Source organism: Amycolatopsis sp. NPDC003865 (assembly GCF_053605345.1).
Map to the genome: position 1 here is coordinate 87,325 of NZ_JBSGJA010000018.1, position 21,915 is coordinate 109,239.

Consider the following 21,915-nt stretch of genomic DNA (forward strand, 5'->3'; position numbering starts at 1 on the left):
AGGAGCCCGACACGAAGGCGGACGCGATGGTGATCCTGCCGAGTCCTCGCTGCTCGCCGGAAACTCCCGGACTGTCGTTCGATGCTGTCCACGGTAAGGCCGCGCGCCGCCATGCCGACAACGGACCACTCACCGAGTACCTCCCCAGCCTTGGACAACTACCCGCCACGGGGCCGTCCGCGCTTCCGCTGGACCTCGACGAGGAACGGGCCGCTGCGCGGCGGGCCGCGCTGGAGGGACCGCGGCCAGACGACGAGCACCTGGCGCTTCTCGACCGCGTGCTGCAAGCACTGCGCCGCCTGTGACCAGCGCCGCCGCGACCTTGGCTGGAGTCCGTTTCATGCACCCGGCAACCGATGGCCTCACGATTCCCGACCCGATCCCGGACGCTTCGATCTTCCAACCCGCGCCGTGGGTCGCGCCGTCTTCCGAGCAGCTTCCCTTCCTCCGCCGGCGGCTTCACGACCACTACACCACCATCGCGGCCGAGGGCGCCCAGCAAGGACGAACAGGCCAGGTCGCGAGAGCCGCCGCGGCGGAGAGCGAGGACCGGGAAGTACGCCGATACGCCCGCGATGAAGCCGGCCGCCTCAAGAACGCGAGCCTGACGTGGGTCGACCACGAGGCGATCGAGATGGCCGTGACCTACTCGTCCACCCCGTCCACCGAACCCGCCCGCCCGGACCGAATGCCCAGCATGACCGGCTTCATGCTGTTCGAGAGCTGCATCGGCGGCGCCCTCTACGACGCCGCGCGTGCGCAAGACCTGCCAGGCTCAGGATGGACACCAGCCCCCTGGCTCCACGACGTCTCCGGTTACGTCGAGGCCCCAATCGTCGCCATCAGCTGGTCACGCCTGCCACCGCCGCACGAGGACCGGGTCCAACTGTCGTTCTACACCCCAAATCGGCCGCCCCAATGGGACGGCCTGCCCCCGGACACGTTCGTCGCCCAGTGGGCAGCGACAAAGACCTGCTACAGCGCGGGCTACTTCGCCGACCATGTCCGCACTGTCTCGGCCCGGATGAGCCCGATGCCGGTACTCGCTACCTTCACCGCGACCCTCCAGTTCGGTGAACTGCTCCCCGAACCCGACGCGAACCACTGCGCCGGATGGGTCCAGACCGTCTACGGCCTATGGCAATTGCTCGACCACAAAGTCAAGAAGCCGCTGACCCACACCGATGTGATCGCAGCTCCGCGATCAGTGACCCGAGGCGACGTCCGAGCCGGCATCACCGCGACGAGCGCCGTGAACATCGTCCGGGTACACCCGCGGTTCAGGACCGAAGACCTGCCTCCCGACGACGGAGAGGACAACGCCGACCACGACACGTCGGACAACAGCCGTCGCTCGCCTCACTATCGCCACCGGTACTGGCGCGGCCCGTATCGAGCAAACATGTGTATGAACACCTGGGGGCATAGCCAAGGAAACTGTGAACACAAAGAGGTGCCCGTGGGTCGGCATTTGCGCGGGCCGGTCGGCGCGCCATTCCGCGAGCGCGTCACGGAACTACGCGGCTCACCGGCTCGTAACTCCGGCACCGGCCAGCCCAAGCCGTAGACCGCGACCTGCACGTCGATGATGAGGCGAGGCGCCCTCGGGCTCGATACCTCGCATGCTCCGAGGTAGTCGGCTCGAAAACATCAGAGTCAGCCTGTTACGCCTTCTCGGGCCGGCGGTCATGGCTCGAACCGGAAACCGTAGGTTCGGTCGCCGATGGGCACGCGACCGTAAGGTGATCGGCGCTGCAGGGGGATGCCCGCCAGCGCCTGGTCGACGAGGACTTCAAGATCGGCGATGCTGCGTCGTTCCAAGAGCATGACGTAGTGCGTGCGTGGGGGCTTTCCCTTGGGCGGTTGCCAGTCGGAGTCTTCATTAATCCGGAGGCAATGTTCGACGCCGTGTCGTGGGCATCTCCAGACGGCGGGTATCTCGGCGTCTGTCGAGAATGGCACGGTGAACTCGTGTCCTCTTCGGCACGCGAAGCGGACTTGAATCCGCGGCGCCGGCCGCGCATCGCGATCCGGTTCGCCAGTGGGCGTTCCCAGGCGGTAGCCCCGCAAGACCCGTCTGGGCATCATGATCTCCGCTCGCGTATCGGATGGGCTGGTGTCGCGAGCCGTTCTCGTGCCCGCTGTCGCTGGGCTATGAGGCTTTGGGCTTGGTCCGGGTAGCGCCGCCGCGTCCACGCAGCACCACACCAGACTCCGACAGGATTCGGTGCACGAAGCCGTACGAGCGGTCGGTGGCCTCGGCCAGTGCACGGATGCTGGCGCCCTTTTCGTACTTCTTCTTCAGGTCAGCGGCCATCTTGATGCGGACCTCGCCGGTGATCCGGCGTCCCTTGGCCGTGGTGTGTGCTGCCATGCCGTTCGCTCCTCTTCGCGTTCAGGCGGTCGGTTGGTCGGAGTCGAGGGCGTCGCGCCGGGCGATGACGGTGGCCTTGCTCTTGTCGGCGCCGGGGCCGGCGGCGGTGTAGTAGTCGATGGCCTGGCCGTAGCGGCGGTGGGCCTCGGCGGTGTCGCCGAGCGCGGCGTGGACCTCGCCGAGCACGGTGCATAGGTCGGCCAAGTAGCCGACCGAGCCGTAGTCGCGCACGGCCTGCTCGATCGCGGCGAGCTCCGACACTGCCTCGGCGGCTTGCCCGTTCAGGGTCAGGGCCCGTGCCAGGTGCAGGACGGTGCGGGCGTGGCCGATGTCATCGCCGATGCCGGTGAACATGCTCGCCGCCAGCCGCAGGTGGTGGAGTGCGAGCGGGGCGTCGGCGACCTTGGGGTGCAGGGCAGTTTCGCCGAGGCGGCGGTGCCGCAGCGCGATGCTGCGGGCGTCGCTCATCCCCTCGGCGATTTCCAGGGCATGTTCGAGGTCAGGGAGGGCGGCGTGCGGGTCGTCGGCCTTGAGGTGGGCGCGGGCGCGGGTGGACAGCGCGCCGGAGTGCAGCCACGGGTCGCCGACTTCGGCGGCGCGCTCTACGGCAATCGTGCAGATGGCGACGGCGGCCTCGTGGTGGCCGAGGTTGGTCTCGCCGAAGCCCTGGCGGGTGTGGCAGACGACCTCCAGGATGTGCCCGGCGTCGGCCGCGGCATTGGCCCCGAGGAACTGCGAGCTCACCAACTCACCGGCGGTGTAGTTGGGGCGCAGCGGGTTCCACAGGACCTCGCCGAACTGGTACACCAGCTCCGTCCAGCCCTGGTCGGCGGCGACCTGTTGAGCGGCGAGAAGGTTGGCGCGTTCGGTCTCGGCCCAGTCCAGGGCGGCCTTCGCGTCGGCGAACACGCCGGTGTCCAGACCGGTGTAGACGGGGCTGAACCGGCGAGGGAAAGGATTGATGATCTTGTCGGCCGCCGCCGCGCGCCGCAGGTACCACTCGATCATCCGGCGGCGCACCGCGAGCCGCTTGGCCTGGTCATCCTGGCCTGCCAGGGTTTGCACGTGCTCTCGCAGGACGTCGTGCAGCCGGTAGCGCTCGTCTCCAGTCTCGGTGACGAGGTTCGCCTCCACCAGCCGCCCGAGCCCGCGGCCGACCTCGGCGACCGGCACGTCGAGCCCGGCCGCGAGCGGCTCGGCGGTGAACTCGACGCCGGGATGCTCGGCCAGGCCGCGGTAGAGCCGGGCGGTGGTGGCGTCGAGGTCCTCGTAGCTCATCTGCAGCACTCCTTCAACGGACAGCTCGTGCGGGTCCAAAGCGCCAGTGGACGCCTCGGCGAGGTGGGTCAGGCGGGTGATCAGGCGCGCCGGGTCGCGCCGGGGGTAGGCGGCGAGATGGGCCCCGGCGATGGTTAGGGCCAGCGGATGCCCGTGACAGCGGGTAGCCAGCGCGTGCAGCAGGTCCTCGCCGACGGGCTGTCGGTCCTCGTCGAGGAGGCCGGTCAGGAGCGCGGCGCCGGTGGCGGCGGGGAAGCAGTCGAGGTCGAGGTGGCGGAAGCCCGCGATGGCCAGCTCGGCGAGCCGATTGCGGCTGGTGACCAGGATCGTGCCGCGCGCCGTGGCAGGTACCAGGGGCTGCACCTGCTCGGCGGAGCGGGCGTTGTCGACCAGCATGGCCACCGCCTTGTCCGAGGTGACCGTCCGGTACAGCGCGACCAGCTCGGCCACCTCGCCCGGCAGGTCGTCGACGGCGACGCCGAGCGCGCGGAGCCATCCGGCGAGGACCTGCGCGGTGGCCGGTGGCGGGTGGCCGCTCCAGCCGTTGAGGTCGACGTGCAGCACGCCGTCGGGGTGGCGGTCGTGGTGTCCGTCGAGCCAGCGCACCGCCAAGCCGGTCTTGCCGACCCCACCCAGGCCGGTCACCACCACGCGGGTCGGGCCCGCCGTGGTGAGCAGACGGTCCAGCCGCTCCAATTCATCTGCGCGGTCGACCCAGGTGTGCGCGGGCGGCGGAAGCTGCCGGGGCACCGGCACTCGGTGCTCGGGAGCGTGCAGGACGATGGTTTCGGCGGTTACCGTGCGGGCTTGCAGCACCTGGCCGTGGACCGATCCGGACACGGTGTTGATGTGCTCGGCCTCGTTCATGCTCGCTCCGCGGGCTCGGAACGGCGGTCGGCGAGCACGGCGTTGCCCCACAGGCACTCGCGTACGGGCAGGGTGAGCCCGTCCGGTCGCCACAAGCCGATCGGCGCCACGCCGTCCGGGTGTGGTTGCCACGGTCCCAGCAGGTCGGCGAACTGCCGCCGGCTTCGGTGGACGAGCGTGATCCCGGCCCTGGCGAGACAGTCCTCGACTGCAGCGGCCGACTCCAGCCCGAGGACGATGCCGTCGGCGTGTGAGGCGGCCAACAGCGAGCCGGGTGCCAGCCGCTCGTGGTACCTGGCCAATGCGGCGGCCGGATCCTCGGCGTCGGGCAGGCAATGCAACACCGACCCGGCCACCACACCCACCGGGCGAGTCAGATCGAGCAGCCGAGTGGTCACGGCATGGTCGAGCACCTCGTCAACGTGCCGCAGGTCTGCCTCGATCACCCCGGTGCTCGGATCGTCCGCATGGACGATCAGACCGAGACCGGCGATGGCTATGGGGTCGCGATCGACGTAGACGACGTGGACGTCAGGACGTTCAGCCTGGGCGAGATGGTGCACGGGGTGGGCGCTGAACATGCCCGCACCCAGGTCGAGGAACTGCTCGATTCCGGCCGTGAGCATGTGAAGGACTGCGCGGCGGACGAAGGTGCGGCCCTCGCGGACGAATACGTCATACCCAGGCACCAGCGTGGTGATCTTGTCGGCCACGGCGCGGTCGGCCGCGAAGTTGTGCCCACCGCCGAGCAGGTAGTCGTAGATCCGGGACAGCGACGGCGCGTCGGGGTCTACCTGTTGCTCAAGACCTGACGCTCGCTCATGCGTCGCCATCACCGTGACGTTCTCCCCACCCCGTCTCGCCATCACGAGCCGACTCACCGTGCGTCTGGTCGACCCACCTGCCGTGACCTGCGGCGCACGAGCACCAGTCGAACCGCCGGGTCGATTCGTGTGGGCGATTAGACCCGCTGTATCAAGATCTGAACCAGAGCGGCAAGGAGGCGCTGGTGAGGCGTCCTTGAGGCGGCACCACGCGTGAGCACGACATCAGCGGCGGCACGGTTCACCCGGCCGAGTGGCATCCCATCGCAGTGACTGACCACGCTGCCTGTGCCGCCGTGCCTAGGGGCGGCGTGGGACGCTGTTCGGCATCGAGAAGGGATGTCGGCGCATGGCATTGGACTGGTCCAAGATCGGCGCGAACGGGAACGAACCGTTGCTGCGCCCCCGCGACATCTACGCCGCTCTGCCGCACCGGCCATGGCCCTACCTCCGGCAGGAACAAGGCGAGGTGCTGGAGAAGTGGTACCTCCGCAAGGACGATCGCGACATCGTGATCAAGCAGAACACCGGCGGCGGCAAAACTGTCGCTGGTCTGCTGATCGCGCAGAGCACGTTGAATGAGGGCGTCGGTCGGGCCGCGTACCTCGCCCCTGACACCTACCTCGCCGCTCGGGTCCGCCAAGAGGCGAACCTACTCGGCCTGCCCGTGGTCAGCGACCCTGATGACCCCGACTTCCACGGTCGGCAAGCCATTCTCGTGACGACATTCCAGACCCTGGTCAACGGCAAGTCCCGCTTCGGGGTGACCGGTGACGGCCGTGAACCGCTCGATCTGGGCGCCGTCATCGTTGACGACGCCCACGCGGCACTGGCCACGACAGAAGCTCAGTTCCGGCTCAAGGTTCCGCCCGGTCACGACGCCCACAACGCCCTGCTGGACCTGTTCGCCGACGACCTGAAGCAGCAGTCGATCAAGGCGTGGGAAGACATCCAGTACGGCGATTACACCGCCGCGCAACGAATCCCGTCCTGGGCTTGGGCCACCAAGATCAGCCAGGTGATGACGATCCTTTATCCGTACAGGCTGGAGGACGCGTTCAAGTTCGAGTGGCCGCTGATCGCCGACGTGCTGCATCTGTGCGCCGCGACCGTCACCAGCCGCGGTGTCGAGATCCGGCCGCCGGTCCCGCCGATCAGCAAGATCCCCTCGTTCACCAACGCCCAACGCCGCGTGTACCTGACTGCGACCCTGGCCGACGACAGCATTCTGGTCACCGACCTCGACGCCAACCCAGCACTGCTGTCCCGCGCTGTGACCCCCGGCAGCGCCGCCGACCTCGGCGACCGGATGATCTTGGCCCCCATCGCGCTGAACCCGTCCCTCGATCCCGAGGCGATCCGGATGCTGGCCAAGCAGTTCTCCGTTGGCGACCGCAACGGCGACGGTTTCGTGGACTCTCGCCCGGTCAACGTGGTCGTCCTGGTGCCCAGCACGAAGGTCGCGAAATCCTGGGAGCGCTTCGCCGACCGCACCTTGAACGTCAAGACCCTCGAAGCCGGCGTCGCCGAGCTGCGCGCAGGGCACGTCGGTGTCGTCGTGCTGATCAACAAATACGACGGAGTCGACCTACCGAAAACCGCCTGCGAACTCCTGATCATCGACGGCATCCCCGAACCAATGGACGGCGTCGAGCAGCGCGAAGCCGCCGCACTGGCCAACAGCCCCACGCGCCGCATCCGCGAGGTGCAGCGCATCGAGCAGGGCATGGGCCGCGGGGTCCGCGACAGCGACGACCACTGCGCTGTGCTGCTGGTCGGCTCGAAACTGGCAATGGCGACTCGCGACCCGGACTGGAAGAAGCTGTTCTCCCCGGCAACCCGCGCCCAGCTCGACCTCAGCAACCAGGTCGCGGGCCAGCTCAAAGGCCAGGGCCTCGACGCCGTCCGATCAGCGCTGACCGCGTGCCTGGACCGCGATCCCCAGTGGGTCGAACGAAGCCGCCGCGCGCTGGCCGAGATCCGCTACGTCGACACCGGGACGATCCGTCCGGAAGCCATCGCGATCCGCGCTGCGTTCGACCTCGCATCCGCTGGCCAATACAGCCCCGCGGCCGACGAGATCCAACGCGCCATCAACGGCATCGAGGACAGGCTGCTGCGGGGCCTGCTGCGCGAGCAGAAGGCCAGCTACTTGCACCACGTCAACCCCCAGCTCGCGCAGCAACAGCAAGGCGTCGCCATCCAAGAGAACGGAGCGCTGCTCAAGCCGCTCGTCGGGGTGACGACCATGCGAGTCCAGGCGGTTGTCGCGCAGGCTCAGGCCGCGGCCTCATTCCTCACTGCGGAGTACGGCACCGACGGCGTGCAACTGGTGCTCGGCATCAACGCCACCCTCGCCGACATCGAGTGGGACGAGGACCGCACACCGCAGGCGGAGGCCGCCTGGGAACGGCTCGGGTCGCACCTGGGATTCACGTCCATCCGGCCGGAGAAGCTGTACGGCAAAGGCCCGGACAACCTCTGGGCATTGGCCGGAGACCGCCACGCGGTCATCGAGATGAAGACGGGCTGCACCACAGACACGATCGCGAAGAAGGACGTCGACCAGCTCGGCGGCTCCGTCCGCTGGGACCAGGACAACCACCCCGGCATCACCAGCATCCCGATCCTGGTGCACCCCAGCCGGATCGTGGACCGCCAGGGAACGCCGGTGGCTGGAATGCGGGTGATCACGGCCGCCAAACTCGACGAGCTCAAGACCGCGGTGCGGTCGTTCGCGGTGGCACTGGCCGATGGGCAGGGCCGTTGGTCCGACGAGCAGGGAGTGTCGGTACAGCTCACCCAGGCACGGCTGACCGCCGGGAAGTTCCTCAATGCGTTCACCGAGGTCAACCTGGTCGAATCCTGACGACACCGAGGGCTCAGCTACTGGGTGCCCTCCGGATGGCCCCAGACGGCGACCGACCTGCGCTGTTCGGCGAGGTGATGATCGCCCTGCCGAACTCGATCTCCTCGGCCGTCGTGACCTGTGCCGAACTCCGAGTGGATGACGTCGCTGCTTGGGCAGATGCGCTGCGCAGAGCAGCCGGGCCGGCCGACCTCGACCTCCGGCTGTCAATGGAGGAGCTGGTCGAGTTCTTCAGCGTTGCGTGGACGACTGCGACGGAGGTCCTGTCGACGCTGGTCGACCCGGATCCGTACGGCGGGCTCTGGGCCGCGCCTCCCACTGTCGAGTTGCGGCTCAGCACCGAACAGCAGAGCGCCGCGGGACCGCTTCCGCGGCTATACGAGCTGGTCGACTTCACTGCCTCCGGTGATCGTGTTGATGATCAGCTCACCGAGATGGCGGTGACGATCACCGCTCCGCCACGGCTGATCCCTGGGGCCAGGCGGGACCTGACCCGTCGAGCGATGGTGCACATGGGACAAGCGTTCGGCTTCTGGACGCCACGGTCGATCGTCTCTAGCACTTTCATCAGCTACCTCAGTCGAACATGTGGACGAGGACACCGTGGGGGCACGGCAAGGTACGCCGAGGAAGAACCTCTGGACGCGATAGCCCCGAGATGGGAGTGGGCAGGAGCGTCGCTCTCGCGTGGATAACGAAGTCGGCCCGAAGGTGATTTGATCTTTGGCTGTTACTCAGTGTCGCCTAGGCTGACTGATCGTGGACGGCGGCAGCGGTGACGACGTAAACGACGAGGTCAGTGCGGCTGTGACCAGCCGCGAGCAGGATGCGGTGCGGATCTTGTTGTTGATCGACGGCGCTGCCGAGCCCTTGTCTGCGCCGATCCGGGACGACGCCGCCCTGGCCGACGCTGTCGGAGTAGTGGAGGGGCAGCTTCGGCTGCAGAAACTGGACTTCTGGCTACGGAGTCCCGATTTCCTCGCCGACGAGTTGCTCAACGACTACGAGCGCAGCGGCGAACCCAGACTGCTGGACTTGGCGGCACAGATCCTGGACTCCGAGGAGCCCGAGGTACGCCGATACCCGATGCTTCGTCACCACTTCGGCGCCTACGAGCCGCTCGATGACGCGCTGGCGGTCCTGCGCAGCGCGGGGCTGGTCGTGCGGCGGCGCCACGGCCGGGTCGGCCGTACTTCGCGACACGACTACTACCTGCTGGCTCGGGGCCGCGAGGTCGCCCGAACGGTCGTTGCCCAGGCGCCAGCCTTTCGCTATTACGTCGATCGTGTGCAGCTGGTGCTCGATCTGGCCGACGGACGAGGGGGGAACCAGTTGAAGGAGCGTCAGTACCTGCAGGACGAGTACGCGACGGCAGCCCGTGGGACACGGATTGGCAGCATCAGCGCTCGGGCACGGAGCCGTCTCGCCCAACTGCGGACGGAGGCCACGGTGACGGACGGGGTAGACGCATGACCGTGGAGGCATCCCGCGCCGAACACTCTGGCTCGCTCGTCGCGCGGATCGCTGCCGCGGCAAAAACCACCGAGGATGCTGTTGTTGAGGTCTTCACGACCCACGGCATCCCGCTGGCCTACCCGCCGGCACGCCCTCGGTCGGTCCGAGTCCACCGCCTGCGCGTGCACGGTGTGCGTGCCGGAACGAAGCATGACGGTCCGTTTGACCGCACGTTCACCTTCGACACCGACTTCACCGCGTTGGTCGCATCCAACTTCCGGGGCAAGACCAGCGTCTTGGAGGTCATCACGTGGTGCTTGCGGGGGTCACCTCGCGACCGCTTGCAGGCTGATGTCCGCCGCTGGCTCTCCGGAGTTGAGCTCGACGCCACCATCGCGGGGCAGGCGATTGGGTTTCGCCTCTCACTCGACAAGGGTGTTCTGACCAGAGGCGTGGTGCTCGCTGCCGCACGCTGGGAGAGCCTCACGGCGGAGGATGGTGCCGAGGACCGCCAGGGTGTCTCGATCCTGGTTGATGCCGCAGACGAGGACGACCATGCCGCGCAGGTGGCCACGTTGATGCTCGATCGGCTCGACTTGCAGCCGTTGGTGAATTCGGTGAGCAAGGACAAGCAGGTCGGCACCCAGACTCATGGCTGGCCTGCCTACTACTCCGCGATTAATCTTCCGGCTGGGCCCGACAAGCCCCTGCTCGGGGATCAGCCGATGGCCGGTCTGCCCGGACGGCTGTTGCAGGTGTTCCTCGACCTGCCTGCTGCCGCGGTGCTCACACGGGTGAAGGCGACGCGCGAGGTGTTGCAGTCCGAGGTCACCCAGGAACGTGAGCGCGCACGGGGAGCGGCCGAGCAGCGGGCGGCTGAACGTGCCCGAGCCCAGGAGGCGCTCACGGCTGCACAGACCGAACTCGACCGACTCGTCCAGCAAGCGCCCGGACCGTCGCTGACCGACCTGGCAGACACAGCCGGTCGGCTCGCCCGCCAAGTTGCCGATGCCGACGAGGAGTGGGACGAGCTCAACCGGGCCTACCGGGCCGCGCGGCGACAACGGCAGGCGGACGAGAAGGCGCTGAACGACGTCAAGGAAAGCCAGATCGCTCGGCTGCTGTTCCACGGTCTGGACCCCAGCGCGTGCCCGCGCTGCGAAACGCCGATCACCACGCAACGCCGCCAGGAAGAGCGCGATGTGCACCGTTGCGCGGTCTGCACCGCCGAGGTCGTCGGCGAGACCGCCAGCGACGAGGAGGTCGAGGCCGAGGCACAGGCGCGTGTCGATGCCAGCAGGGCTGCCGAAGATGCGGCACGGCAGGCGCTGGAATCCGCTGAATCAACCCTCTCCCAACTCACCGCACAGTTGGATGAGGCACAACAGCGATTGCGGGCCGCTGGCTCCACGGACACAGTGCGCCAGCGCATGACTGCAGAGCTTGAGGTGGCGCGGTGGAAGGGCGCGTTGGAGATGGTGCCCGAACTGGCCGAGCACGAGGAAGACCAGGAGTCCACTGTCCTCAAGGTGTTGGCCGCCGCGGACAAGGTGCTCGATCAGGACAGCAAGGCCGCTGCCGCCGCCCTGTTCACCGAACTGAACGCCGAGATCGCTGATCTTGCACGTCGATTCGGGATGAGCGCACTGGAAAGGGTGGAGGTCAACCGGGCCGCGCAGCTGAAGGTGATCAAAGGCGGGGGCGCGCAGTCGTTCTTCGGCAAGCAGAGTCCCGGTGAACAGGTCCGGCTGCGCATCGCCGTTGTGATCGCCTTGCTGCGGGTTGGTGCCAAGCTCGGGATCTCGACCCACCCCGGTCTCGTCCTGATCGACAGCCCCAAGGCCGAGGAGGTACAGGACTTCGACGCGGCCGTCGTCTTCAAGGAGCTCGCGGAGTTGGCCGCGAACAACCACATCCAGGTGCTGATCACAACCGCCGACCGCGAGCTGAGCAAGGCAGTTCTGCCCGCCGACTGCCTTGTCACCGCCGAGGAAGGTGCGCCGCTGTGGTGATCTCGGTATCTCCGCTGCAGCGTCCTGTAGGCGCATGCTCTGCGGCGTTCGACGTGACCGGTCGGAAAAATCGCTCACCATGGCGGTTGTGGACATGACCCGGCTCGCCGAACACCTCGCCGACACGGCGACCGCACGGACTACTGCCACGCTCGCCCAACTCGGAGTGGAGGCGGTAGCCGAGGAGGCAGCCGACATCGCCGCCGGCCCACTGGCTCCGGTGCTGGCGCACGCGCTAGCCCAAGTTGTCGGCGCCGAGACAGCTGGCTGGGAGACCGCCACTGCTAGCTTCATCGATGGCCTGACCGGCCAGCAGAGCCTGCTGGCGCTGGCGGGCAGCCTGGACGAGCTTCTTGCTAGTCCGTCCACAGTGGACACTCAAGGAGTGCAGCTGCACAACGTGTTGCTGCGCGACCTCGCGCCGCTGATCCACTCCAATCCGTTGCTGGCAGCTGGACGTCTCGAAGGCGCCGTGCGTCTGGCGGTGGCCGGTGCCGTCACGCCGTTCGGCATTCTCGGCCACCTCACCGCACCGCCGTCCGACGCTCCCGAGGAGTTCACCGAACGCCTTCCCCGCCTGCTGGGCGCGGCTATGGATCGCTGGGCGAACGAGGCCACCATCGCCACTTCACTGCGCAGCGCGCTGGATCAACTGCGCCACGACGAAGCGGCAGCGGTGGACGCGGCTTTTGAGCTGGCCTGTTACGAGTTGAGATCCGCCCTTGCCGCCGAGACTCTCCCGGCGGCAATGGAGGCGCTCACCACCGCCCGGTCAGGTTTCGCCACCGTCGACGCCGCCGAGGAGGCGCGTCACGATGCCAGGGCATACGCGGCTGCCTGTGATGCGATCCTCGCGTTCGCCGCCCACGACCAGAACCGGTTGACCGACGCCGTCGATCGGCTCACCGCGGCGCTGGACCAGCGCGAGGCATGGTTGAGTGGGATGCACGCGCCGTCGTGGCTTCGGCCTCGACGTGCCGCAGAACTCGCGTGGCAGCGACTCGTGCTCCTGCTCAATGCAGCAGCAGAGCGGTTGTCCGAAACGGTCTGGATGGACGTGTGGGAGGCGCTCGCAACGGTCCTCGACGCGTACGCCCAGGCCCGCACTGTGCGACCGCTGCCCGGCGTGGAAGCGACGCCAGGACTGGCTGCTGTTGTCGAGCCTGCTATCGAGAACGCGATCATGCGTCAGCAGAGTCTGCTTGCGGCGCTTCGCCGCTCGGTCACCGAAGTGTCCAAGTTGGATGCTCCTCCGCTCGACGTCTACACAGGAGAGCTGCTCCTTGCCCGTATTGAGGCAGTCGCTGCACGACAACGTGAGGACCACAGTCATTCGTCGCGCTCCGCAACCGATGGGGACGACGACGAGGAGCCTCACGCGGCCGATACCGCTCGGTTGCACCGTCTGGCACCCGCACTAGTCCATGCTCTTGGCGAGCAGCAGGCCGCTGATCTCGCTGCCGACATCAGCGACGACAATCTCCAGGTTCTCGAAGGGGTCGTGCACAGCAGCGAGCTTGCACGGTCGCGGACTGCGCACCCGGTACTCGATCGCCTCCTTGAGGATCTCCTCCGACAACTCGCCGAGTCACCGCACTTTGTCGGCGAAGTGCGAGACACCTTCGGGCTGCTGCTCGAACAGACCTTGCGGTTCCTGCACAGCCGCGCCGACCTCACGACCAAGACGTGGGGGCTGCACAAGGAGAAGGACAAGGACTACCGCCGCCAGCTCAAGAAGGGCGAACGTCGGCCTGTCGAGGCGGACCTGCAACAGGACTACCATCAGTGGCTCGCAACCGGACAGCTCGGCGGTTTGGTCTCGGTCGAAGCTTCCGACATCGCGACGGGGCGTGCCGACGTCATCGTGACGTTCGGAACCCTTCGGTACCTCACTGAGATCAAGCGCGAACTCGCCAACTCCGCTCCCACCAATCTTGAGGGCAAGTACGTTCGTCAGGCTGCGGAATACGGCAACACCAACGTGCCGTTCGGCCAACTTCTTGTACTCGACCTCACACCACATCCCGACGGCGCGCCACGAGTCGACGAATCGGTCTGGGCCGCCCGCCATCGTCCACCCGGTGCTACAACGGACCGCACTGTGATCGTTGGGGTCGTGGCTGGAAACCGCCCGACACCTCACGATCTGTCTACGTAGCCCGCCAAAGCGGCGCGCCGTCCTTGCCGCAGCAGCCGCCTTTCGACCGAAAGCGGGTCAGCGCGACGCCGGATGAGCCTGTTCGCTCATTGTTTCCGGTTGCGGTTCGTCGGCTGCGCACGCACCGCTGGGACGGAAAGGTTCGGCGAGCTGGGCGAGATAGCCGTTGGGGTAGTGCGGTTTCGCCGCCATGCCAAGGTCGTCGCTGCTGAACCGGCGCTCGGGGTCGTAGGAGTAGGTGCGGAGCAGGTGGTCCCAGATCAGGGTGAACAGTCCGAAGTTGACGTCGCCGATGCCGGCCCATTTCAGGTGGTGGAACCGGTGCGCCTGGTTGAGCGCGAGCACGACGCGCAGACGACCGACACGGTAGTCCACATTGGAGTGCTGGAGGAGGAGTTGGACGGCGACGCACAGCGCGAGCGCGTAGGCGACACTGGTCGGTAGGCCAAGTAGGACCAGGGGCGCTACTCCAGCGGCGGTTTCCAGGGTCTGATGCAGCGGGTGTTTCATTAGACCGTTGAAACCGTAAGCGCGTTTGACGCTGTGGTGCACCGCGTGCAGCCGCCACAGCGCCGGGACTTTGTGGCTGGCCAGGTGGACCAGCGTGATGCCGAGATCAGCCACGAGAACGGCGACGAGCACCTGCAGGATGAACGGCCAGTCGTGGGGCCAGACGCCGTCGATCGAGGCCACTGCAGTGAGCACAGGCAGGGCGGCGACGCTGCCGAGGGTGAGGGTTTCGTTCACCGCGGCGTGGACGGCGTCGCGCCGGTCGTCGTCGTGCGGAGTGTTCCAGTCCTCGCGGTAGGGCAGGACGCGTTCGGCGGTGAACGATGCGGCGATGGCGAGCAGCAGCAGGGCGAGCAGCCAGAGTTTAGAGCCGCCGGAGGCGGCGATGGCAATGCCGGCGCCATTGATGGCCAGGAGCATGAACGGCACGTAGCCGTACCGGACGAGCGTTTTCATGCTGTTGAGCCTGCGGGCAGATCACCCGTTCCACCTTGAACAGACTCGCTAACCCATCTCCGGCACTGGTTCGTGCCAGTGCACGGCGCGAGCCAGGAGTGAGGGGGCGAGGCCGAACATCTCGTGGCAGACGCGGGTGAGGTGGGCGCTGTCGGCGAATCCGGCGGCGTGCGCTGCGTCGGTAAGTGTTGAACCCTGCCGAGCGTGGTCGATCGCCCGCTGCAGGCGTGCCCAGCGGACGTAGGCACGGAACGGGAGGCCGAGTTCGTCGCTGAACAGGTGACCGAGCCGACTGGCCGAGATACCGACCGCCGCGGCGAGCTGTCCCAGGTGGACAGTGTGGTCAAGCATGGTCGGCAGCGCAGCTACCGCGTGCCGTAGCGCTGGGTGCAACGGCACCTGGTCAGGTGTGTCCGCATCGGCGAGCTCGGACAGGATCTGGTCAAGCAGCCCGATCGGGGTGCCGTCGACCGGGAGGCCGTTGTCGAGCAGTGGTTGCGCCGCCGCAGCCCAGGCGGCGACGGAGTCGACGGGCAGTCCGGTGCGCCGCACCCGTGCGGTCAGTGTCTGGCCGAGCAGGCCGTCGGCGTCGATCCATGCCAGCAGTCCCGCCGAGCCGCCGACCATCTCGTGTTCCGCGCCGGACGGAATCACCGCCGCGCGGGCCTGCCGGCCGGTGCCGGCCTCGTCGCGCAGCCGCACCGGCTCGTCGGTGGCGAGCACGAGTTGCACCGCGGCGTGTCGGTGCCGATGGGCGACGCCGACCTGGCCGGTGTAGATCAACCGGCCGGGCCGGAGAGCCACCGTTCCCTGCCACATCGTCAACTCCCGTGAGGGCGGCTGGCCCGCAGGCGACCGATACCGGGCAGGAAGCGGCCGACACGAGAGGCATAGTCGGTGTATGGCGCGCCGTGGACACCGCGGAGGTAGGGCTCTTCGACCAGGCGCACCTGGATCTCGATTCCGATGAGTGTGACCGCCAGGCCGGCGATCGCCACGAGGTTGGGCACCATCAACGCCAAGCCTAGGAACACACTGGCTGCGGCGGTGAAGACAGGGTTGCGCACCAGCCGGAACGGACCGGTGGTCACCAGCGTGGTGTGTTCGCTCTGGTCGACCCCGATCCGCCAGGAGGCGCCCAGCGCCAGCTGGGAACCGAAGGTCGCGAGGATGCCGAATATCACGAGCACGACGCCCAGACCGCGCACAACCGGGTAGTCGACGACGGCCAGCGGCGGCACGCCGGCCAGCGCGGCGACCGGCGCGCCGAGCCCCACCAGCAGGTAGCCGAGGTCAGCTACGGCGAGCCCCCACCATTCCAGCGAGCCGCGTGCCGCCCAGGTGCGCCGGTTGCCGGTGTCGCCGGTGCGGCGGCGCTGGATCAGCGTGCGCACTCCGCCAGCGAGGGCCATGAAGACGACGAACAGGGCCAGGGCTGCGACGGCCATCACCCGTCACTCCCTGTCAGCACCGGCTTCGCGGCCACGCCGAGCAGGTAGTCACCGCTGATCCGGGTGACCGAGCCGAGCACCGCGAGGCCGTGGTGGGCCAGTTGGTCGAGGAACTGGTCGGCGGTGAACCGGTCCTCGGTGGGGTGGTCGAACAGTCGCTGGTAGATGGGGCGGGCCAGGGCGTGGGCGGTGACCTCCTCGAAGTAGAACCGCCCGCCCGGCGTGAGCACCCTGGCGACCTCCGCGATGGCCGCGCGCCAGTCCGGGATGTGGTGGACGATCCCGAAGTCGAACACCGCGTCATAGCCGCCGTCCTCGGCATCCAGCGCGGCGCGCAGGTCGGTCGCGCTGCCCTGCACGAGCCGAACCCGGTCTCCGTAGCGAGCGAGGCGCCGGCCAGCGCGCTCGATCATCGCCGGGTCCAGGTCCACAGCGTCCACACTGCCGGCGCCAAACCGCTCCAGCACCAGCCGCGTCCCGTACCCGGACCCACAACCGATCTCCAGCGCCCGCGCCCCAGGGATCAGCCGCCCGCCGAACCGCAACAGCACCTGAGCCTCGTAGAAGCGCTGCAGCCAGCGCCGGGGCGGGGAATTCACCAGCGCTGTCTCGGCCTTATTCATCAACATGGTCCAACCTCGATTCCATCTCATCTCACTGCTATCATCGCCTTGTGACGATGAATAGCACGGATGGATGCCTCGCGTCGAGCGCGGCAGGGTTGGCCCCGGCCGTGGCGCTGTTCCACAACCTCTCCGACGCCACCCGGCTGGCGATCGTGCAGCGCCTGGCCCGCGGCGAGGCGCGGGTCGCGGACCTGGTGGCCGAGTTGGGGATGGCGCAGTCCACGGTGTCGGCGCACGTGGCCTGTCTGCGTGGACCTGCAGGTGCTGGCACCCCTGAACTCCGGATTTCGGCCCCAAAATCGCGACTAGTTACCAAACGTGGCTGGAAAGCCTCGAACTGTAACCGTGGAGTAAAAAGCGTTGCTTCACTGGGCACCGACTCCCCCTGTACGGTCTCGCCGACCTGGTCGACCGCACCCTCGCCGCCCTCAGCCTGGACGAGGTGACGTTGATCGGCAACGACACCGGCGGCGCCATCTGCCAGGCCGTCCACCCGGACAGGCTGTCGCGCCTGGAGCTCACACCGTGCGACGCGTTCGGCAACTTCCTGCCGCCGCCGATCAAGCACCTCCAACTGTTCGGATGCACCGCCCCGAGGCTCAAGGTCCTCGCCGAATCACTGCGGTACCGGCCGGTGCAGAGCCTGCCGATCGCGTTCGGATTGCTGACCCGACGGCCCCATCCCGGCCGACATCATGCACAGCTACACCGCTCCGCTGCGCGACCACGCCGACGTGCGCCGAAACTTCGCCCAGCTCGTGCGCGCGATCTCCACCAGCTACACCGTGGAGGCGGCCGAGGCTCTGTCCCGGTTCCCGCGTCCGGTACTGCTGGCCTGGGCCCGACAGAACTTCTTCCCCCTCGCCCACGCGGAACGGTTCGCCGGCCGCCTGCCCGATGCCCGGCTGCGGATCATCGAAGACTCCGGTCCCTTCGTCACCGAGGACCAGCCACGTCAGGTGGTCGCCCTCATCGAGGAGTTCCTCGACACCACCGCAGACCGAGCCCGTTGACCCACCCGAGAATCACCGTGCCGAGCAGGGCTTCGCCCTACCCAGAGTTCGTCGTTTCCCGGTCGGCCGGTACGTAGTTCATCCCGAGTTCACGACCGGCGCTGATACTCGCTCGTCCGCAGTCAGCAGCGAGAGGGTTCCGCCATGAATGATCCCGAACGTCCGCAGGTCTCACGACGTCAGCTGGTCAAATACGCCGGTGTCGGAGCGACATTCGTCGCCGCCGGTCCACTGGCGGCAGGTGGCAGCGCATGGGCGCAGGATGCCCCGGAGACGCAAGGGCGCGGCGACGGCCGGCACCGGTCGTGGCGGGCCGGCGACCACCACGTGCACTCCGAGTACAGCGGAGAGTTCGACACATCGGTCACCCCGCCGAGGTTCACCAAGGGCGCCGACGCGGTGTACCCGATCGTCACGAACGCGATCATGGCCAAGTTCTTCGGCTTGACCTGGGCGATGTGCACCGACCACGGTGGCCCGACACACTCGAAGGTCAACCTGGAACTGGCCTACCCCGATCTGCTGCGCTCCCGGCAGCTCGTGCCCGACGTGCTGCAGTTCTGGGGCATGGAACTCGACACCCCAGCCCAGGATCACCACACGCTGATGATCCCGCGCCACGACGGCGAGGCGCAGCAACTGTTCGAGCTGGAGAGCCGGTTCGCCAAGCACGACGCCTTCCCGGCCGACCCGGGCCGGGACACCGAAGCCAAGATGATCGAGTTCCTCAAGGTCGCCAAGGACATGCGGCACAAGCCGCTGGTGATCGCCCACCACGCCTCACGGTCCGCGCGCGGTCTCGGCGTGTACGGGCAGGACACGCCCCGGGAGTTCCGCAACGGCAACAACACCGCGCCGGACGTCTACGTCGGTTTCGAAGGCGCGCCCGGCCACCAAGCGGGGCCGCTGGTCGGTGGCGCACGCGGTTCCTACGGCAACTACCCGACCCACGGTGGCTTCGACCAGATGACCGCGCGGGTCGGCGGGCTGTGGGACTCGCTGCTCGGCGAGGGCAGGAAATGGTGGATCACCGCGACGTCCGACTCGCACGTGCACTGGACGCGCGGCGGCGCGGACTTCTGGCCCGGCGAGTACAGCAAGACCTATGTGCACGCGCGCCAGGACTACGGCGACATCATGGACGCCCTGCGCACCGGCAGGATCTTCGTCACGACCGGTGACCTGATCACCACCCTCGACCTGACCGCGAAGAGCCGGGACCGGTCGGCCGCGGTCGGCGAGACCCTCGTGCTGCGTCGTCGCGACCGCAACGACGTGGAGATCGAGATCAGGTTTCGGCCGCTGCAAGGCAAGAACGCCAACGGCGACCGCCCGCAGGTCCGGCGGGTCGACCTGATCGTCGGCCACGTGACCGGCCTCAGCTCAAACCTCGACGCTGACACCAACCCGACCACCAAGGTCGTCGCCCGGTTCGGCCCGAGCGACTGGCACCGGCAGGGATCCGAGTACGTCATCCGGCACACGCTGCGCAACGTCGACACCGACCTCTACGCCCGGGTCCGCGGCACGAACACCGATGAAGCCGAGCCGCTTCCCGACGGCACAGAGAACCCGTGGACCGACCTGTGGTTCTACTCCAACCCTGTGTTCGTCCGCCTCGGCTGAGCAGCCGGCCCGTTGTCGCTCGTGGATCCCGCCATCGCTGCGTTGCCAGGTGAGGTGAGGGGATCCACGAGCCACAGCAACGTTGTTCGCCGGCTTACCGGACACGTCGCATGGTGAATCGGCCCGTCTGGACGTGGGCCGTGGTGTTCTCCCACCACGATCATCGACATCTAGAACCGGTAGCGCAGCATCCGCGCGAAGTCCCGCAATCCCGGTAGGTGCGCCATGACCCGCATGCCGATTCGTGCGGACGTCGGGAGCCGGTTGATGCCCATCAGTTGCGGGACCCGTAAGGCGTCGAGGCACTCCAGCCGGTCGTGCCAGCCTTCGATCTCGGCGGGGTCGTCGATGCCCCAGTGAAGGTGTGCGCCGGTGGTGCGGATCGCGGGCACCAGTTTCTGCACGCGGATGGCGAGTGTGCCCCAGCTGTCGAACAGCAGCTGTCCGCTGGGGAAGTGCTCGACGATCCGCTGGATGAGCTGTTTGCCGTCCTTCTTGTGCAGATACATGGTCAGGCCTTCGAACACGGCGACGGTAGGGCGGTCGGCTGGCACCCGGGATAGCCAGCCTTCGTCGGTCACCGACGAGCCGATCATGTGGTAGTCGGCCGCGGGCTGGGGTAGCAGACGCGCACGCAGTTCAATCACGTCGGCGTAGTCGATGTCGCACCACCGCACCGAGGGCGGCGGTGCGAGCCGGTGCACTCGGGTGTCCAGTCCGCAGCCTAGGTGCAGCACCGTGGCGTCGGGGTGGGCGGCGAGGAACTCGGCGGTCCAGCCGTCCAGGAACGTGGCCCGCACCCCGACCCCGGCCGCGCTGGTGGCTTTGACCCCGGTCCGCGCCCAGTCGTAGTCGATGCGATCGACGACCTCGGCGGCCACTCGGTCACCGAGGATGGGATCAGGCGCCCTGGCGTCCAGGGCTCGGGCGTACAGCGTCGCGAGGAGTGTTTCTCGCGCGCCACGCAGGTTTACCTTCTCCTGGGGCATGACTGTTCCTGTCTCGATCGGGCGCGGCGGAATCAGGTTGTCTGCGAGCGCTCGGCTTGCAGGGCGCGGCCGGTGAGCCCGTCGCGCAGGGTTGCCCACATCGCCTTGCGGTTGCGGATGAGCAGGATCACGGCGAGCAGCAGGTAGAGCGCGCCCAGGCCGATGCGTTCGATCGCGGCCAGGTCCGGCGGGAGTGTCCAGGCCAGCGCGAACTGGGCCAGGAACAGTCCGAGCAGAGTCCACGCGCCGCGCCGGGACAGCGCTCCGGCGGCGACCAGGGCGACGGCGAACATCGACTGGGCGGCGGTGAGGAACAACTCCTCGCGCTGCAGCGGATCGATCGGCAGCCCGGTCAGCGACCCGGCCGAGATCGCGAACACCAGCGGCAGGATCCCGACCAGCAGCGTCCACTGGTTGATCTTCGAGGAGATCAGCGCGCCGAGCGCGGCGGCGCCGCGCAGCTTCCACGCCAGCAGCAGCACGGCGATGAATTCCGGGGTCTCCGAGGCCAGTGGCGCCACCCACTGGACCAGCAGGAACTGGCTGACCCCGAGCTCGGTGCCGGTCTCCACCAGGCTCTCGGCGAACGGCTCGGCCACGGCCAGGATCACCGCGGCGGCGAAGACCAGCATGCCGACCGCCGACCAGCGGCGGATGCGGGCCGGGCCGGTCGCGATCCGCGCGGCCGGGCCGATCAGCTCACCGCTCTCCTCGTCCTCGTCGTCGTCCTGGTCGACCCGGCTGACCCGTACCAGGTACAGCGCGAAGATCCCGAACAGGACGACCGCGTCGAGCAGGGTGAGGCTGTCGCGCAGCGCGAAGGTCAGCGCGTAGAGGCTGGCCACCGCCAGGTAGGCGATCTCCACGGTCTGCACCGGTTCCAGCCGTACGGCGGAGCGGTCCTCCGGGCGGGTGTCGGGGGCGCGGCGGCGCCGCGCGGCCAGCGCCGCCAGCACGACCAGCGACCAGCCCACGCCGATCAGCAACCGGTTCGCGCCGGTCATGTTGGCCAGCGCCAGCGGGGCGTAGGTCTCCGGATCTTGGCCGGCCTTCCAGGCGAACACCACGTCGACGGCGTATTCGGGCAGCACCGCGATCAGCGCCAACAGGGCCAGCGCAAGCCCTTGTCCGATGTCGCGTTCGGCCAGTTCGGTGCCCCAGCTGAGGAAGAACGCCGCCCCCACCACGGCCGTACCCAACAGCAGGACTGCGAGCACCGCGGGCATCGGCGCCCCGCTGAACCGCAGCACCACTCCGGGGATCGCGGCCACTACCGGCAGGGCCAGCGGCCAGTTCCGGCGCACCGCCCCGACTGCGGTCACGGCCGCCCCTCCGACTTGCGCATCCCCGAGTCGGCCCCGAGGCTCTGCCTGCCGTCCATTACCCCTCCAGAAGTATCGCAATTTG

The 21,915-nt window shown here is 68.0% G+C and carries 19 protein-coding genes and 1 pseudogene; 10 read left to right on the forward strand and 10 right to left on the reverse strand.

Going from position 1 to position 21,915, the window contains the following annotated elements; genetic code table 11:
- The first annotated feature begins 26 nt into the window (after nucleotides 1-26).
- Together ACWEVP_RS35005 and ACWEVP_RS35010 are read left to right on the forward strand one after the other, a co-directional pair.
- Nucleotides 27-305 (forward strand): hypothetical protein, encoded by a 279-nt coding sequence (locus tag ACWEVP_RS35005; RefSeq protein WP_452066859.1) that lies wholly within the window; start codon nucleotides 27-29, stop codon nucleotides 303-305.
- The gene (locus tag ACWEVP_RS35010) at nucleotides 302-1,567 is read left to right on the forward strand and encodes a hypothetical protein (RefSeq protein ID WP_452066860.1); all 1,266 of its coding nucleotides are present in this window, start codon (nucleotides 302-304) and stop codon (nucleotides 1,565-1,567) included. The genes ACWEVP_RS35005 and ACWEVP_RS35010 overlap by 4 nt, the downstream gene beginning before the upstream one ends.
- Before the next feature lie 119 nt (nucleotides 1,568-1,686).
- Here the strand turns inward: ACWEVP_RS35010 and ACWEVP_RS35015 are convergent, their stop codons facing one another.
- From ACWEVP_RS35015 to ACWEVP_RS35030, 4 genes are all read right to left on the reverse strand, one after another.
- Nucleotides 1,687-2,085, reverse strand: coding sequence for an RNA polymerase-binding protein RbpA (locus ACWEVP_RS35015; protein WP_452066861.1), 399 nt, complete (start codon nucleotides 2,083-2,085; stop codon nucleotides 1,687-1,689).
- A 67-nt stretch (nucleotides 2,086-2,152) separates the two neighbouring features.
- Nucleotides 2,153-2,374 carry a helix-turn-helix domain-containing protein gene (locus ACWEVP_RS35020; protein WP_452066862.1) on the reverse strand — a complete coding sequence of 74 codons (222 nt, stop codon included), beginning with the start codon at nucleotides 2,372-2,374 and terminating at the stop codon, nucleotides 2,153-2,155.
- A 21-nt stretch (nucleotides 2,375-2,395) separates the two neighbouring features.
- Nucleotides 2,396-4,519 carry a hypothetical protein gene (locus ACWEVP_RS35025; RefSeq protein ID WP_452066863.1) on the reverse strand — a complete coding sequence of 708 codons (2,124 nt, stop codon included), beginning with the start codon at nucleotides 4,517-4,519 and terminating at the stop codon, nucleotides 2,396-2,398.
- Nucleotides 4,516-5,352, reverse strand: coding sequence for an SAM-dependent methyltransferase (locus ACWEVP_RS35030; protein WP_452066864.1), 837 nt, complete (start codon nucleotides 5,350-5,352; stop codon nucleotides 4,516-4,518). Before ACWEVP_RS35030 ends, ACWEVP_RS35025 begins: the two co-directional genes overlap by 4 nt.
- Nucleotides 5,353-5,692: 340 nt before the next feature.
- Between ACWEVP_RS35030 and ACWEVP_RS35035 the strand changes: the two genes are divergently transcribed.
- The 5 genes from ACWEVP_RS35035 to ACWEVP_RS35055 all read left to right on the forward strand — a co-directional run bounded on the left by ACWEVP_RS35035 (nucleotide 5,693) and on the right by ACWEVP_RS35055 (nucleotide 13,837).
- Entirely contained in the window at nucleotides 5,693-8,212 is a 2,520-nt protein-coding gene (locus ACWEVP_RS35035; RefSeq protein WP_452066865.1) for a DEAD/DEAH box helicase, read from the forward strand.
- Nucleotides 8,213-8,247: 35 nt separating this feature from the next.
- A complete protein-coding gene (locus tag ACWEVP_RS35040; protein ID WP_452066866.1) occupies nucleotides 8,248-8,907 on the forward strand; it encodes a hypothetical protein in 660 nt (219 codons plus the stop codon).
- A 64-nt stretch (nucleotides 8,908-8,971) separates the two neighbouring features.
- Nucleotides 8,972-9,685 carry a hypothetical protein gene (locus ACWEVP_RS35045; RefSeq protein ID WP_452066867.1) on the forward strand — a complete coding sequence of 238 codons (714 nt, stop codon included), beginning with the start codon at nucleotides 8,972-8,974 and terminating at the stop codon, nucleotides 9,683-9,685.
- Nucleotides 9,682-11,679 (forward strand): hypothetical protein, encoded by a 1,998-nt coding sequence (locus ACWEVP_RS35050; RefSeq protein WP_452066868.1) that lies wholly within the window; start codon nucleotides 9,682-9,684, stop codon nucleotides 11,677-11,679. The genes ACWEVP_RS35045 and ACWEVP_RS35050 overlap by 4 nt, the downstream gene beginning before the upstream one ends.
- 79 nt (nucleotides 11,680-11,758) lie before the next feature.
- Nucleotides 11,759-13,837 carry a hypothetical protein gene (locus ACWEVP_RS35055; RefSeq protein ID WP_452066869.1) on the forward strand — a complete coding sequence of 693 codons (2,079 nt, stop codon included), beginning with the start codon at nucleotides 11,759-11,761 and terminating at the stop codon, nucleotides 13,835-13,837.
- Nucleotides 13,838-13,894: 57 nt separating this feature from the next.
- On the opposite strand, the gene ACWEVP_RS35060 is transcribed toward ACWEVP_RS35055, so the two are convergent.
- Genes ACWEVP_RS35060 through ACWEVP_RS35075 form a run of 4 tightly spaced genes read right to left on the reverse strand, consistent with a single transcriptional unit; the run spans nucleotide 13,895 to nucleotide 16,883 of the window.
- Complete coding sequence (locus ACWEVP_RS35060; RefSeq protein WP_110341228.1) at nucleotides 13,895-14,803, reverse strand: sterol desaturase family protein; 909 nt, start codon at nucleotides 14,801-14,803, stop codon at nucleotides 13,895-13,897.
- Between the two features lie 48 nt (nucleotides 14,804-14,851).
- The gene (locus ACWEVP_RS35065) at nucleotides 14,852-15,622 is read right to left on the reverse strand and encodes a helix-turn-helix domain-containing protein (RefSeq protein WP_452066870.1); all 771 of its coding nucleotides are present in this window, start codon (nucleotides 15,620-15,622) and stop codon (nucleotides 14,852-14,854) included.
- 2 nt (nucleotides 15,623-15,624) lie between these two features.
- Entirely contained in the window at nucleotides 15,625-16,251 is a 627-nt protein-coding gene (locus ACWEVP_RS35070; RefSeq protein WP_452066871.1) for a methyltransferase family protein, read from the reverse strand.
- On the reverse strand, nucleotides 16,251-16,883 hold the full coding sequence (locus ACWEVP_RS35075; protein ID WP_452066872.1) for a class I SAM-dependent methyltransferase: 633 nt from the start codon (nucleotides 16,881-16,883) through the stop codon (nucleotides 16,251-16,253). The genes ACWEVP_RS35070 and ACWEVP_RS35075 overlap by 1 nt, the downstream gene beginning before the upstream one ends.
- Nucleotides 16,884-16,933: 50 nt before the next feature.
- Between ACWEVP_RS35075 and ACWEVP_RS35080 the strand changes: the two are divergent.
- The 3 genes and pseudogenes from ACWEVP_RS35080 to ACWEVP_RS35090 form a co-directional block, all read left to right on the forward strand.
- Nucleotides 16,934-17,131 (forward strand): annotated as a pseudogene (locus tag ACWEVP_RS35080) (ArsR/SmtB family transcription factor); the annotation flags it as partial.
- A gap of 444 nt (nucleotides 17,132-17,575) precedes the next feature.
- Nucleotides 17,576-17,893 (forward strand): alpha/beta fold hydrolase, encoded by a 318-nt coding sequence (locus tag ACWEVP_RS35085; protein ID WP_452066873.1) that lies wholly within the window; start codon nucleotides 17,576-17,578, stop codon nucleotides 17,891-17,893.
- Between the two features lie 144 nt (nucleotides 17,894-18,037).
- Complete coding sequence (locus ACWEVP_RS35090) at nucleotides 18,038-19,519, forward strand: hypothetical protein (RefSeq protein WP_452066874.1); 1,482 nt, start codon at nucleotides 18,038-18,040, stop codon at nucleotides 19,517-19,519.
- 170 nt (nucleotides 19,520-19,689) lie between these two features.
- On the opposite strand, the gene ACWEVP_RS35095 is transcribed toward ACWEVP_RS35090, so the two are convergent.
- Together ACWEVP_RS35095 and ACWEVP_RS35100 are read right to left on the reverse strand one after the other, a co-directional pair.
- Nucleotides 19,690-20,508 (reverse strand): class I SAM-dependent methyltransferase, encoded by an 819-nt coding sequence (locus ACWEVP_RS35095; protein WP_452066875.1) that lies wholly within the window; start codon nucleotides 20,506-20,508, stop codon nucleotides 19,690-19,692.
- 32 nt (nucleotides 20,509-20,540) lie between these two features.
- The gene (locus tag ACWEVP_RS35100) at nucleotides 20,541-21,830 is read right to left on the reverse strand and encodes a sodium:proton exchanger (RefSeq protein ID WP_452066876.1); all 1,290 of its coding nucleotides are present in this window, start codon (nucleotides 21,828-21,830) and stop codon (nucleotides 20,541-20,543) included.
- Nucleotides 21,831-21,915 lie beyond the last annotated feature (85 nt).

What these genes read in the sequence shown, in the direction of transcription:
- ACWEVP_RS35005 (WP_452066859.1), top strand. Translation starts at nt 27, where the DNA reads ATGGTGATCCTGCCGAGTCCTCGCTGCTCGCCGGAAACTCCCGGACTG.
- ACWEVP_RS35015 (WP_452066861.1), bottom strand. Translation starts at nt 2,085, where the DNA reads ATGCCCAGACGGGTCTTGCGGGGCTACCGCCTGGGAACGCCCACTGGC.
- ACWEVP_RS35020 (WP_452066862.1), bottom strand. Translation starts at nt 2,374, where the DNA reads ATGGCAGCACACACCACGGCCAAGGGACGCCGGATCACCGGCGAGGTC.
- ACWEVP_RS35025 (WP_452066863.1), bottom strand. Translation starts at nt 4,519, where the DNA reads ATGAACGAGGCCGAGCACATCAACACCGTGTCCGGATCGGTCCACGGC.
- ACWEVP_RS35030 (WP_452066864.1), bottom strand. Translation starts at nt 5,352, where the DNA reads ATGGCGACGCATGAGCGAGCGTCAGGTCTTGAGCAACAGGTAGACCCC.
- ACWEVP_RS35035 (WP_452066865.1), top strand. Translation starts at nt 5,693, where the DNA reads ATGGCATTGGACTGGTCCAAGATCGGCGCGAACGGGAACGAACCGTTG.
- ACWEVP_RS35040 (WP_452066866.1), top strand. Translation starts at nt 8,248, where the DNA reads ATGGCCCCAGACGGCGACCGACCTGCGCTGTTCGGCGAGGTGATGATC.
- ACWEVP_RS35050 (WP_452066868.1), top strand. Translation starts at nt 9,682, where the DNA reads ATGACCGTGGAGGCATCCCGCGCCGAACACTCTGGCTCGCTCGTCGCG.
- ACWEVP_RS35055 (WP_452066869.1), top strand. Translation starts at nt 11,759, where the DNA reads ATGGCGGTTGTGGACATGACCCGGCTCGCCGAACACCTCGCCGACACG.
- ACWEVP_RS35060 (WP_110341228.1), bottom strand. Translation starts at nt 14,803, where the DNA reads ATGAAAACGCTCGTCCGGTACGGCTACGTGCCGTTCATGCTCCTGGCC.
- ACWEVP_RS35065 (WP_452066870.1), bottom strand. Translation starts at nt 15,622, where the DNA reads ATGTGGCAGGGAACGGTGGCTCTCCGGCCCGGCCGGTTGATCTACACC.
- ACWEVP_RS35070 (WP_452066871.1), bottom strand. Translation starts at nt 16,251, where the DNA reads ATGGCCGTCGCAGCCCTGGCCCTGTTCGTCGTCTTCATGGCCCTCGCT.
- ACWEVP_RS35075 (WP_452066872.1), bottom strand. Translation starts at nt 16,883, where the DNA reads ATGTTGATGAATAAGGCCGAGACAGCGCTGGTGAATTCCCCGCCCCGG.
- ACWEVP_RS35085 (WP_452066873.1), top strand. Translation starts at nt 17,576, where the DNA reads ATGCACAGCTACACCGCTCCGCTGCGCGACCACGCCGACGTGCGCCGA.
- ACWEVP_RS35090 (WP_452066874.1), top strand. Translation starts at nt 18,038, where the DNA reads ATGAATGATCCCGAACGTCCGCAGGTCTCACGACGTCAGCTGGTCAAA.
- ACWEVP_RS35095 (WP_452066875.1), bottom strand. Translation starts at nt 20,508, where the DNA reads ATGCCCCAGGAGAAGGTAAACCTGCGTGGCGCGCGAGAAACACTCCTC.